Consider the following 12,771-nt stretch of genomic DNA (forward strand, 5'->3'; position numbering starts at 1 on the left):
CCAATTGAAGCCCACAAGCAAGGGTGTCTTTTGTTTATTTTTATGAAAATATGTAACTTTGACAATATTTTAGTTACAATTATGATTGAACTGACAAAGAACTTATATCGCACCGTAAAGTCACTCGATGAACGTAAGACGCGACGAAAAGAGGGAGCTTTCAAGGCTGAAGGGACGAAATGTGTACTTGACACACTCGGCCATTTCAACCTCCGGCATCTCTTTGCCACTCATGAGTGGATTACCAACCACGGAGCGGACATAAAGTCTGTTGTGGATTGCGATGCGCTTGTCAAGGTTACCCGCAACGACATTTCAAGGATGACGAGCCTTTCGACACCATCTGATGTCATTGCCGTTTATGAGATACCGGAGCGGAAGATTGAATTGCCATCTCTTGCCGACAAACTTATACTCGCTCTCGACACCATTCAGGACCCGGGAAATCTCGGTACAATAATCCGTGTCGCCGACTGGTTTGGAATACGGGAGATTATATGCAGTAATGAGACGGCCGATTGCTTTGCCCCAAAGGTCATCCAATCGACAATGGGTTCTATTTCCAGAGTGAAACTTTACTACGGAAATCTCCCTGAGATGATCAATGAAGTTGGTGCGAAATCTGTCTATGGAACTTTCCTTGACGGTGAAGATATCCGTAAGGCCACGCTCCAACAGAAAGGAATCATTGTCATAGGCAACGAAGGGAAAGGAATCTCAGCCGAAGTTGAGGCGACGGTGACGGAGCGATTGTTGATCCCGTCTTATCCGGAAGGGCAAGAAACCGGAGAATCGCTCAATGCAGCTATTGCTACGGCTATAACCCTTGCAAAATTCAGAGGTATCTGATTACTCATATAAAATTACTGTTAATCCATAAATAAGACTGTTGATAATGAAAGTCAAGACTGCATGGTTCTGTACAAGTTGTGGTGCGCAGGCTCCCAAATGGCAGGGTAAATGTCCTGCCTGTGGAGAATGGAACACTATGGTTGAGGAGAAGATTGTCACCGAGAAGAAATCAAAGACTCTTGCCCCTTCCGGCCAGACCTCGCGCCGTACACGTCCGCAACTTATCCATGAAATCGAAATGGAGGAGGAACCACGCATCAAGATGCCGAGTGCGGAACTCAACCGCGTTCTTGGTGGTGGCATGGTTGCCGGCAGTCTTGTTCTTATCGGTGGTGAACCGGGTATTGGAAAATCGACATTGGTTCTGCAAAACATTCTCTCGATACGTTCGAGGCGCATACTTTACGTCAGCGGTGAGGAGAGTACAAGGCAGTTGAAAATGAGGGCCGACCGCATAGGTCGTCCAAACGAAAATGTATATATCGTCTGCGAGACCTCACTTCAGAATATCCGTGACCATATCGAAGAGGTCAATCCGGGACTGATTGTCATTGACTCAATTCAGACTATTGCCTCGGATGACATAGAGTCAGTTGCCGGAAGCGTGTCGCAGGTGCGCGAGTGTGCGGCCCAACTGCTCAAATATGCCAAGGAGACAGGTGTTCCTGTCATCCTCATCGGTCATATAACCAAAGAGGGAAGCATAGCCGGTCCGAAAGTATTGGAACATATAGTTGATGCCGTGTTGCAATTCGAAGGGGACCGTCAGGGTATCTATCGTATCCTCCGTTCTATAAAGAACCGTTTCGGTTCTACTGCCGAACTTGGAATATACGAGATGTGTCAGCGAGGCCTGCGTGAAGTTTCGAATCCATCGGAGATGTTTCTTTCCCAAAGCAGCGACGATTTGTCGGGAATCTCCATCGGTGTGACCATGGAAGGCATACGGTCGTTTCTAATAGAAGTGCAGGCCTTGGTCAGCACGGCTGCCTACGGAACTCCGCAAAGATCCGTGACCGGTTTCGACTCAAAACGCATGAATATGCTTCTTGCTGTCCTTGAAAAGCGTGTTGGATTCAAGCTTGCGGCGAAAGATGTGTTTCTCAATATAGCCGGTGGTCTAAAGGTCAACGATCCGGCTCTTGATCTCGCTGTAATCTGTGCGATTTTGTCATCGAACGTCGACATAACCATCCCCAAGCGGGTATGTATGGCCGGAGAAGTCGGACTTTCAGGGGAAGTGCGCCCGGTCACCCGCATTGAGCAACGAATCCGCGAAGCAGAAAAACTTGGCATGGAGACCATAATCATCCCACGTTTCAATCTGAAAGGTGTTGACGTGTCGGGATTGAATATAAAGATAATAGAAGTGGCAAAGGTCGAGGAAGCTTTCCGTACTCTTTTTGCCTGATGAATCATAATCTAAATAAATGCAATATGAACTACAAAAAACACATATTACTGTCGGCCTGTTTCGCTTCGGTGGCGATGACGGTCGGTGCACAGACTGTGGACCGTATAAAATACGGTGATTTCTCACAGTGGGTGACACGCAATGTCAAAGAGTCGGCCATCATCGGGGGCAAGACCAAAACGCTTTATGAAGTCGGGCCGACCAATACAATCAACGGGAATAAAGCCTACCGGAATCTCGGCGGTTCACCCTGGGCTACCAGCAATGTGTATGCCAAGGTCTCAGGCGTAACAAAGACATCCAATGCGGTGTATCCCTTCGAACGTGCTGCAGGAAACAAGTGTGCCAAATTGTGTACACAGATAGAAAATGTCAAAGTACTCGGATTAATCAACATGGATGTGATGGTTGCCGGCTCAATGTTTCTCGGAGAGATGATTGAACCGATAACATCCACCAAGAGTCCATATTCAAAAATGGAGATGGGTGTGCCTTTCACCAAGCGTCCGAAGGCTCTTGTCTTTGACTACAAAGTCGATATGCCGAATGTCGACTACCGTATAAAATCATCCGGTTTCGGATCCAAGAAAAAAATTCCGGGGCGTGATGAAGCAGTAGTATTTGTTTACCTCCAACGTCGTTGGGAAGATGCTGAAGGTAACATTCATGCAAAACGCGTCGGAACAGGCGGTAAATTGTTCAGCAGTTCGTCACAATGGGTCAACGGTTTCAAACTGCCGGTCACCTATGGCGATATTAGCGCGAAGGGTTCAGTCCCTGCATATCTCAAGCTCCGCAACGGCAGCAACAGCTATTATGCCAAGAATTCCAAAGGTAAAATGGTTCCCGTGGTTGAAGAAGGTTGGGATGACGCAAATGCAACTCCGACACATGCCATTGTGATGTTCTCCGCCGGAAACGGCGATCCATACGTCGGCACTGAAGGCCTTACACTCTATGTTGACAACGTCGGCTTCCAGTATTGAATAACCTCCAGTTCTTATCACTTTCTTGCCAATGGGAATTTTCAATTTCAAGCAATTCAGCGTTGATGACAGTCATTGTGGAATGAAAATCGGAACGGATGCCGTTTTACTCGGAGCCTGGGCCGATGTATCATTCGCGCGAGAAATAGTCGATGTCGGCTGTGGGTCAGGAGTAATCGCACTTATGATGGCTCAGCGGAATAACAATGGGAGAGTTCTTGCTGTCGATGTCAATCATGATGCCTGCCTGGATGCAATTGCCAATACCGAGAAATCGCCATGGGCGGATAGGGTAGAGGTGATTGAAGCCGATATCACTAAATCATTTCCGTCGGTCAGTCATCCTTTGCTCATCGTCTCAAATCCTCCATTTTTCAATGAGAAATTGCGTTCTCCCGACGCAGGACGCGCTCTTGCCCGCCACGGTGATGAATTCACCGTGAAAGAGCTTATCGAGATTTCAGCGGCAAATATGACGGAATTGTCGGATAGCCTCGCATTCATAGCTCCCACCTCCCGGACAGATGAAATAGACTTTCTGCTCTCTCTCAACCGGCTTTCTCCCCGGCGTGTTTGCACTGTCTATTCCCGAGAGGGAAAAGCATCAATACGCACCCTTTGGCAAGTCGGACTTGATGGAGCTGACGCACCACGGATGAAAAAGGAAGAACTATACATAAGAAACAGCGATAACAGTTTTACAAGAGCTTACATCGATCTCACTTCCGAATTCTATCTTGACAAATAAAAAAGTACACACAGGAAAATGTATAACCAATCACAATCAGATATTTTTGCAAACATACGCTTTGCTCCGGCACAGCGTATCGTAATCCTCATCGTCTCGCTTTGCCTTTTCACAATCGTAGGCTCAGCTATCATAGGAATAGTAATGCGCGGAGGCATGACCACGCAGACACTGCGCATTTCCACGGTGCTGCAGGACTGCATCGTCTTCATTCTGCCCGCAACAGTCAGCGCTTTGTTGATAAGCCCTTACGCAGCCCGTTTTCTGGGCGTCGACAGCAAGTTGCGCCCCATGCAATTGCTTCTTGCTCTTCTGGCGCTGATGTTTTCCATTCCGGCTATGAACGGGCTTGTGAAATTGAATGAGCAAATGAGTCTTCCGGCTTCTTTTGCAGGAATAGAAGAGTGGATGCGGGCTGCGGAGGAACAGGCTAAAGCTTCTGTGGAAGTGCTTCTCGGGAGTGCATCTATCGGTTCTTTAATTGTCAATATTTTAATAGTCGGTGTGCTGGCCGGACTCAGTGAGGAACTGTTTTTCAGAGGGGCGTTGCAACGGATATTTCTCAGTTGCCGGATGAATCATCATCTTGCAATATGGCTGACCGCTTTTGTATTCAGTGCCTTCCATCTGCAGTTTTTCGGCTTTTTCCCGAGATTGTTGCTCGGAGCATACTTTGGCTATATCTTCTACTGGTCGCGTTCGCTATGGTTGCCGATAATTCTCCATGCTTTCAACAACTCTATGGTTGTATATGCGATGTGGCATGAGAAGGCTGACGACGTCATCAAAACAGGAAGAGAGTCAATCAATACCTTCGGCGCAGATGCGCCGATGATGATTCTGACATCAATAATAATAACGGCATTTTTCATCCGTTGCTTGTACAAGACCTGCAGAAGGGACATCAACTCCGAACGGGTTAATTAAGGTTAAAATATCTAACTATTCTTGCCTGACATCTAAATAATTCCTAATTTTGATGCAGTTTATATGAGAATAGTTATCTTAACCTAACTTACTTGAAAATACTCAAACTCGTCGGTTAATGGCTTCATGGCCATTACCGGCGAAAATTTTTTGTTTAATGTAACTGTTTTCCTGACCGGCACACCGGAGAAGGGAAGCGATAAAGTTAGTTTTATGGCAAGAAAAAAGAAAGAATTACCGCTCCTGAGCGATGTTGAAATACTTGATGTGGCAGCCGAAGGCAATTCTATAGCCCGTGTCGACGACATGGTTGTTTTCATTCCGTTCGGCGCGCCCGGCGATGTGGCCGATGTTAAAATCGACCGCAAGAAGCGCAATTATGCTGAAGGCCATATCGAACGTCTGACGAAACCGTCTGACATCCGTGTGGAACCACGTTGTGAGCATTTCACAATGTGTGGTGGATGCCGTTGGCAGCATCTTCCTTACGAATTTCAGTTGAAATGCAAGCAGCAGCAGGTGCAGGATGCACTGCAGCGTATCGCCAAGATTCCATTCCCGGAATTGACTCCGATTCTCGGGTCTGAAAACATCTGGGAGTATCGCAACAAAATGGAATATACCTTCTCAAATAAGAAGTGGCTGACGTTTGATCAGCTTCGTTCCGGAGAGGAATTTCCCGAGCGCCGTGCAGCCGGATTTCACATTTCAGGAGCATTTGATAAGGTGCTTGATATAAACCGCTGCCATCTCCAGGACGACCTTGGCAACCGTCTGCGTCTCTTCATCAAGAATTATGGCATGGAGCATGACTACAGCTTCTATGACCTGCGCGAGCAGCATGGATTGTTGCGTACTCTTATGATTCGCATTGCATCCACAGGCGAAGTTATGGCTGTGATGGTATTTGGTGAGGAAGATAAAGAAAAAATTGCGACACTCCTTGCTGCGGTTGCTGAAAACTTCCCGGAGATTACTTCGCTGCTCTATGTAATCAACACGAAGGTTAACGATACTATTGCCGATCAGGAAATAATTCTTTTCAAAGGACGAGAGTATATCGAAGAGGAGATGGAAGGTCTGAAATTCAGGGTAGGGCCCAAATCCTTCTATCAGACTAATTCCCGTCAAGCTTATCGCCTTTACAGCGTCGCAAGAGACTTCGCCAAGCTGAGCGGTGATGAACTGGTCTATGACCTTTACACAGGCACAGGCACGATTGCATGTTTCATCGCTCCTAAAGTGCGCCACGTTATCGGCATAGAATATGTCCCGGAAGCGATTGAGGATGCAAAAGTCAATGCAGAGGTAAATCATCTTGAGAATACTGAATTCTATGCAGGTGACATGAAAAATGTATTGACAGCCGACTTTATTGCAGAGCATGGCCGTCCCGACGTTATGGTTGTCGACCCTCCGAGAGCCGGAATGCACGAGGATGTTGTAAAGGTCATTCTGGATGCTGAACCTAAGCGTATTGTCTATGTAAGCTGCAATCCTGCCACACAGGCACGCGATCTCGCGCTTTTGCATGAAAAATATGACATTGAAGCCGTACAGCCGGTCGATATGTTCCCTCATACCCAGCATGTTGAGAATGTTGTAGCCTTGACACTGAGATAATTACGAATTGATGAAACAAAAAAAGCGTCCGCTGCCTCGCGCAGCGTGACGCCCGAAATTATAATCATCAATTCTAATTATCGGTATTCGTTTTCTCAAACTCATTCAGTGAAATTAAATTCAAAGCGGTTTCGTGATTTTTATTGCGGAATCGCTTTTTATTTCACGGATTGATAACTGCTTAATTGATAAGGGATAGGAAAATTAGCGGTAAAAATTGAATTTAATTCAGAAAAGGATAAGAATTTTAAGTTCGTTAGATGTTAGCTGTTATTATTTGATAGGTTCATGGATTTCTTATTTAATTTGCCTTTCAGGGAAACTGATAATCGGGTGGATGATTACTATTATTTTTACAGGTGTGTCTTCGAGTATTATTTAATATTGTAATGCTGTTTTTCGTTTCAGCGATGCAAAGTTAGATAGAAAAACTCATCCATACAAGTTGCTTAACTCTTATTGGCTAAATACTTAGCTGATTTAACTACCGACATAAGAAGCATTGCATTTAAAGAGTAATATTAAGTAAAAATACCTTTAATGCTTAATTCCCATAAGCCGAACAAAGCAAACAGAACCAAAGACAGATATGAAAACCAACCCTTCGCAATTTGTCCCATAATCACGATTATGTAAAATAACATCTTTCTTCTTATTTCCGATGCTCATGTCGTTCCGATCCTATCCTACTTCTAAGTATCTACTTCTCTAAATAAGAAAGCCACCGAATCCATTTCATTGTCGAATAGATTCGGTGACTGAGTTGTAAATATTTCTTTGGTTTGGTCTATGCTTTTTTCTTGGCAAGCATTTTTTTGAGTTTGGCCGGAGTCAAATCTTCTGGATATTCGGTGAAGTTCAATCTCAATGTGCAACCTTCGCGAAATCTGCTGCAGCCGAAAGCTGTCTTACCTTTCAATATATGCCCTTGATTACAGATTGGACACTCAATCTGCTCAAATTTGCGTGTGCGTGGAGCGCGAGGCTTTGTCGGTTTGTCGGAATTAACTTTAACCCCGTCACCCGTATCATCGCCTCCTGTTTTCTTAGGAGCATTGTCGACGAATATCTTAGAGCGGGAATTGTCACTTAAAACGTTGATAACAATTTGGTTAATCAGTACTTTAAGTTCCTGAATGAATTCAGCGGCAGAATACTCTCCACGTTCGATACGACGAAGCTTGTTTTCCCAAAGCCCCGTAAGCTTCGCACTTTTAAGCAATTCCTCATTAATGCTGGCAATCAGGTCGATACCTGCCTGAGAGGCCATGATTGACTTGCGGTTGCGATAGATGTACTTACGTTTGAAAAGGGTCTCGATGATAGCCGCACGCGTGGACGGACGCCCTATTCCATTTTCCTTCATTGCTTCCCGAAGCTCCTCATCCTCAACGGTTTTACCTGCAGATTCCATTGCACGAAGAAGTGTACCTTCCGTGTAGTATTTCGGTGGCTGAGTAGTGCGTTTTTGCAGTGACGGCTCGTGAGGTCCGCTCTCCCCGACCATAAAATCGGGCAAGATACGGTCATCGCTGTTCTCTTCATCATTTTTGGCATCATCTGCCGGAGTATTTTCATAGATTTGTCTCCATCCCAGATCCTCAATGACTTTACCTGTTGCCTTGAATCCGGTTTTGTCTACTTCTCCCATTACGGTGGTGCTCAGGAATTTACAGTCCGGATAGAAAGCAGCTATAAAACGGAGTGCAATCAGATGATACAGCTTGCGTTCATTGCCAACGAGCACGCTTGGTGATTGCCCTGTCGGAATAATCGCGTGGTGGTCAGTGACTTTTGAGTTGTCAAATACTTTCTTGCTCTTAGGTAGCTTGGTCTCAAGCAATGGAGCAATTATTCCGGTATATGGAGTCATATTTCTCAATATACCCGGAACTTTAGGATAAATATCTTCTGACAGATATGTCGTATCGACGCGCGGATAGGTCGTCACCTTCTTTTCATAAAGTGACTGAATCAGGCGCAGTGTTTCGTCGGCTGTCCATCCCCATTTCTTGTTGCATTCCACCTGCAGCGACGTAAGGTCAAAGAGTCTGGGAGGTGCTTCCCTACCCTTTTTCTTCTGGACATCCTTTATGACCATCGGGAAAGCCTTGATGGCCTCCAGTGTGGACTCAGCTTCCTCCGGCGATTTGAATCGTCCGGAGGTTGCGTTGAACACGGCTCCGCGATATATAGTTTTCAGTTCCCAATAGTCCTCGGGCTTGAAATTCTCTATTTCAAAATGACGTTGCACGATAAGAGCAAGTGTCGGGGTCTGCACTCGTCCGATCGACAATACATTTCCCGGAGAGGAATATTTCAGCGAATAGAGTCGCGTCGCGTTCATGCCGAGAATCCAGTCGCCTATCGCGCGCGACAGACCGGCATGATAGAGGTTGTCAAAATCAGATTCCGGTTGCAGATGCGCGAAGCCTTCGCGGATTGATTCATCTGTCAGTGAAGAAATCCAGAGACGCTTTACAGGACAATGAATCGAAGCCTTCTGCATGACCCAACGTTGGATCAATTCGCCTTCCTGTCCGGCATCACCGCAATTGATGACCTCGTCGGCTTCGGCTATCAGATTTTCGATAACCTGAAACTGACGCTCGATACCCTTGTCAGGTATCACCTTAATGCCGAAACGGGCCGGAATCATCGGAAGGACACCAAGCGCCCATCTTTTCCAACGCTCTTCATAATCACCGGGTTCCTTGAGTGTGCAGAGATGGCCGAAGGTCCAGGTGACTTTGTATTCACCTCCTTCGTAATATCCGTCGCGGCGCACATCGGCGCCAAGTATCTGAGCAATATCTTTGGCTACACTGGGTTTCTCGGTGATGCAGAGCTTCATTTTAGTGCTTGGTTGCTATCTTTTTTGCGGTTGTGGTCGACTGACCTCGTGGTGTCGTGAAAAGAAGCTGCACTCCTGTAGCCGGTTTGGTAGCGGGGAAGTCAATTTCCAAAGGTATTTCTCCGTTATCCTCCCATTGGAAGTAACGGCGGAAATCCACTCCGTCAATATCATTCGACTTCAAAGCCGTTCCTCCGCCGATATATTGCACTTCATCAATTCGGTTGGACGTATGTGGACGGCCTTTCACGCGTCCATAGACTCGCGTAAGGTCTGAACGATAATCAATACTGTCAACGGTAAAAGTCAACACATTATCAGATGTGCAGCTGTAGCCTTTGACCTTTTTTGCCGAAATAGGCGTGCATATAATCATTGCCGAAGCAACGAGTGTGAGGATTCTTTTCATGATGAATGGTGATGCAAATTTAGTGAGAATTATTAATTTTAGCAAACTGAATATGCGGCTCAATGCTTTGAGAGGTACTTTTCGAGGGTGCTGACAGATGGGTTGACCGCCACGATTTTGCCTTGGGGGTCAATCAGATAGGACGAGAATCCATTGTCAAGCCGATAATTCGCAGAAAGATGCTTTGCCTTTGCGTCTGAGATATGGAACTGGGTCGAAGCATCAAGATTATCTTTTTTTACTATTTCCTTGAAAATATCAGGATTGTCGTCGGTGTTGACGGACAGAAGCGAAAATGAATTGCCATGATTGGCGTGAAGGAAACGGTCATATTCCCCTGCTGCAATTCTTGAGACGGCATTGGATGAATCCCAGAAATTGACCAGGACATATTTTCCACGGAGCTTATCAAGCGAAACATTGACCGAATCGTTGGCAAGCATTTCGATTTCAGGTGCGGTATAGCCTTCATCGGCTTTTACCACCCTCTCGGAATAAGCTGCGACTAAAACGGTCAGTGCAACGAAGAATGCTATGTAACTTAAAGCTTTTTTCATAATGAAGGGTTTGAACAGTCCATATAATATAGACAATTCAAACCCTTAAAAGTTTTTATACTGATAATTGTATAGCTTTAGAACGGATATCCGATAGCGAGATGGAATGCAAGCGATTTCTTGAACGATTCCATATTATAGTAACCGCGTTTACCGGTATCGTAAGGAGCATGGATACCGATTCCAAGGTCACCTCGGATGATGAGCATTGAGATGTCAAATCGCAGGCCTACTCCTGTGCCCAGTGCAAGATCCTTGAAGAAACTCTTTGCCCGAAGTTGTCCGCCGGGACGTTCGGGCTCATTTTTCAGAGTCCATACGTTGCCCGCATCGAGGAACACTGCGCCATGCAATGGCCCGAGAATCGGGAAGCGGTATTCAGAGTTGGCAATGAACGTGAATGTACCTGTCTGATCGAAGTAGCCGTTGATTTGGTCGGCCGGCGCACGATATGAACCCGGGCCAATCGAACGGACTGTAAATGCTCTGACCGAGTTGGCTCCGCCACAATAGAACTGCTCGCTGTACGGGACCTGTGATGAATTGCCGTATGCGTAGGCTGCACCTGTACCGATGCGGTTGACGAGCCAATGGTCACCGAAAAGCCTGCGACCATAGATAATCTGGGCGTAACCTTTCACAAACTGAGAAAATGGTGTCTTGAACAGGGTCTTCTCCCCTTTCTTTCCACACATTTCATAAATGGACCAGAATATATTACCGGCTTCCTGAAGTGTGAACTGGACATTAATGGTATTGTCCTTATTCATCGCACGGTCATATACGAAACCGTATGACATCTGAGGAATATACTGGCTCTGGAAACTGAGTGCGATTGCCGGATTCGCGTTCATGATTGAATCGAAAACCGGGGTCGTATGCTGCAGCTTGTTGTAAGTCATCTTGAAGAGGGTGAATGTATTCGAGATGTACTTTGACGACCGCCAGTCGTAAGCGATACCGGCATTGAACTGACTCAGTTTAAAATAATGCGGACGGTTGAGAAGGTCCACACCAAGCGAAAGTCTTGTCCAGTTGACATCGCGGCGTGTACGCGGGATGAACTTAGGGGCAAGCAGACGGGGAAAAGCAAGAGTTGCGTTCAATCCCACCTCGTAAGAATTGAATACCGAACTCTTTTTCCCTGAACCGGTCTGCCATTCGTATGAACCTGTCAAAGCTAAGGTCAGAAGCTCTCCACCACCAAACAGATTGCGGTTTGTCAATCCGAGGGACAGACCCGGGCCGAGGTAAGAGTTGGATTTTGATGATACGTTGGCTTCGATGGATGCTTCAAGCGGACGGTCAAACGTACATTGAATTGTGACATCAAGAAGGTGTTCGTCAAGTTTTGTCGTATCCCTGCTTACGTTGATGTCGATTCCGTTAAATATGCCAAGACGAGCCAGACGTGTCTGCGTGGTATTCATCTGACGCACGGAAAATGTACGGCCTTCACGAAATGCGATGCATGATGGGATCAATCCGTCACGCAAACGTGATGGCATGTATCGGACGAGTGTACCACGCTCTGTTTCGATGGTGTCTGCCTCACCTCCTCCCTTGTTCCTATAGATGTAGGTGGTGATATTACCTGTCTTATATTTGGCGAGTGCCATTTCGGGGACATTATCTGCAATATCCAGTTTCATTGCTATGCTGCCTGGAGTGATTGTACTGTCAGCGAGATACTGGATGTATTCCGGACGGAAATAATAGTATCCTCTATTGCGGACTGAATTTGCAATCTCTACGCGCAATGCAGCTAAAGAATCTGTTGAATAGCGTGAGCCGACTTGGAAATATTTTGACCTGCGGGCTACGGAATCAATAAGATGATGGAGCGGAACAGAATCCGGCAATAGTATTATCGAATCGAGCATGTAGGGACGACCCGCCTCCACCTTATATAATATGGAGGCTTTTTTCTTGTTTTTCTTCTGGACAAGCTCGTATGTCGATGTGCCGGAGAAATATCCGTTGTTGTCAAGCAACTGGTCAAGCATGTGGGTTCTCACCTCCGGTCTGACATCACTGACAAGTACCGGGGTCGAGGCCAACTTTTCATAAACCCAATGTTTGAATCCCTTGGGAGGATTCGGCCAGTTGTTGTAGACCCACAGACCAATCGGAAAGGGGGTGCGGATGGATGCCGAACCGAGCAATGGATTGTTCGGTTTGACCGAAACGGCTTCGGTCAGGGTGGATTTCACTCCCTCCGGAAATTTTTCATTATCGGGAGTAGTGACATCCACACCCTTCAAGCCGGTATAGAGTATGTCATCCTTACCAAGACGTTTGGTGGTAGAGCATCCTGCAAGGAGAATGGTAGCGACAATATATACAAACAGTTTCCTCATATCTTTTCAGTACAGACTATAGAGTTATTGTTTTATTAAAT

General features: G+C 46.1%; 10 protein-coding genes. 6 read left to right on the forward strand and 4 right to left on the reverse strand.

All coding sequences use genetic code 11. The features are described 5' to 3' along the window. Positions 1-81: 81 nt before the first annotated feature. From QZ310_RS00505 to rlmD, 6 genes are all read left to right on the forward strand, one after another. Positions 82-849 carry an RNA methyltransferase gene (locus QZ310_RS00505; protein WP_297069224.1) on the forward strand — a complete coding sequence of 256 codons (768 nt, stop codon included), beginning with the start codon at positions 82-84 and terminating at the stop codon, positions 847-849. A gap of 43 nt (positions 850-892) precedes the next feature. After that, positions 893-2,263: a DNA repair protein RadA gene (radA, locus tag QZ310_RS00510; protein ID WP_297069496.1), complete on the forward strand. Its 1,371-nt coding sequence runs from the start codon at positions 893-895 to the stop codon at positions 2,261-2,263. A gap of 26 nt (positions 2,264-2,289) precedes the next feature. After that, positions 2,290-3,252 (forward strand): PCMD domain-containing protein, encoded by a 963-nt coding sequence (locus tag QZ310_RS00515; protein WP_297069225.1) that lies wholly within the window; start codon positions 2,290-2,292, stop codon positions 3,250-3,252. A gap of 31 nt (positions 3,253-3,283) precedes the next feature. Beyond that, positions 3,284-4,000 (forward strand): methyltransferase, encoded by a 717-nt coding sequence (locus QZ310_RS00520; protein ID WP_297069228.1) that lies wholly within the window; start codon positions 3,284-3,286, stop codon positions 3,998-4,000. An 18-nt stretch (positions 4,001-4,018) separates the two neighbouring features. Further along, positions 4,019-4,927 carry a CPBP family intramembrane glutamic endopeptidase gene (locus QZ310_RS00525; protein ID WP_297069230.1) on the forward strand — a complete coding sequence of 303 codons (909 nt, stop codon included), beginning with the start codon at positions 4,019-4,021 and terminating at the stop codon, positions 4,925-4,927. A 213-nt stretch (positions 4,928-5,140) separates the two neighbouring features. After that, the gene (gene rlmD / locus QZ310_RS00530; protein WP_297069232.1) at positions 5,141-6,550 is read left to right on the forward strand and encodes a 23S rRNA (uracil(1939)-C(5))-methyltransferase RlmD; all 1,410 of its coding nucleotides are present in this window, start codon (positions 5,141-5,143) and stop codon (positions 6,548-6,550) included. 787 nt (positions 6,551-7,337) lie between these two features. Here rlmD and QZ310_RS00535 read toward each other — a convergent pair. The 4 genes from QZ310_RS00535 to QZ310_RS00550 form a co-directional block, all read right to left on the reverse strand. Next, a complete protein-coding gene (locus QZ310_RS00535; RefSeq protein ID WP_297069246.1) occupies positions 7,338-9,404 on the reverse strand; it encodes a DNA topoisomerase 3 in 2,067 nt (688 codons plus the stop codon). 1 nt (position 9,405) lies between these two features. Continuing rightward, positions 9,406-9,813 (reverse strand): hypothetical protein, encoded by a 408-nt coding sequence (locus QZ310_RS00540; protein WP_297069247.1) that lies wholly within the window; start codon positions 9,811-9,813, stop codon positions 9,406-9,408. 59 nt (positions 9,814-9,872) lie between these two features. Next, a complete protein-coding gene (locus QZ310_RS00545; RefSeq protein ID WP_297069249.1) occupies positions 9,873-10,370 on the reverse strand; it encodes a TlpA disulfide reductase family protein in 498 nt (165 codons plus the stop codon). Positions 10,371-10,447: 77 nt separating this feature from the next. Next, complete coding sequence (locus QZ310_RS00550) at positions 10,448-12,730, reverse strand: BamA/TamA family outer membrane protein (protein ID WP_297069251.1); 2,283 nt, start codon at positions 12,728-12,730, stop codon at positions 10,448-10,450. Positions 12,731-12,771 lie beyond the last annotated feature (41 nt).

Origin of the sequence: uncultured Duncaniella sp. (genome assembly GCF_910577345.1) — a bacterium.
GTDB lineage: Bacteria > Bacteroidota > Bacteroidia > Bacteroidales > Muribaculaceae > Duncaniella.

Excerpts from the sequence above, each read along its gene's own strand:
- QZ310_RS00550 (WP_297069251.1), bottom strand. The coding sequence starts at position 12,730 with ATGAGGAAACTGTTTGTATATATTGTCGCTACCATTCTCCTTGCAGGA.
- QZ310_RS00520 (WP_297069228.1), top strand. The coding sequence starts at position 3,284 with ATGGGAATTTTCAATTTCAAGCAATTCAGCGTTGATGACAGTCATTGT.
- rlmD (WP_297069232.1), top strand. The coding sequence starts at position 5,141 with ATGGCAAGAAAAAAGAAAGAATTACCGCTCCTGAGCGATGTTGAAATA.
- QZ310_RS00535 (WP_297069246.1), bottom strand. The coding sequence starts at position 9,404 with ATGAAGCTCTGCATCACCGAGAAACCCAGTGTAGCCAAAGATATTGCT.
- QZ310_RS00515 (WP_297069225.1), top strand. The coding sequence starts at position 2,290 with ATGAACTACAAAAAACACATATTACTGTCGGCCTGTTTCGCTTCGGTG.
- QZ310_RS00545 (WP_297069249.1), bottom strand. The coding sequence starts at position 10,370 with ATGAAAAAAGCTTTAAGTTACATAGCATTCTTCGTTGCACTGACCGTT.
- QZ310_RS00525 (WP_297069230.1), top strand. The coding sequence starts at position 4,019 with ATGTATAACCAATCACAATCAGATATTTTTGCAAACATACGCTTTGCT.
- QZ310_RS00505 (WP_297069224.1), top strand. The coding sequence starts at position 82 with ATGATTGAACTGACAAAGAACTTATATCGCACCGTAAAGTCACTCGAT.
- QZ310_RS00540 (WP_297069247.1), bottom strand. The coding sequence starts at position 9,813 with ATGAAAAGAATCCTCACACTCGTTGCTTCGGCAATGATTATATGCACG.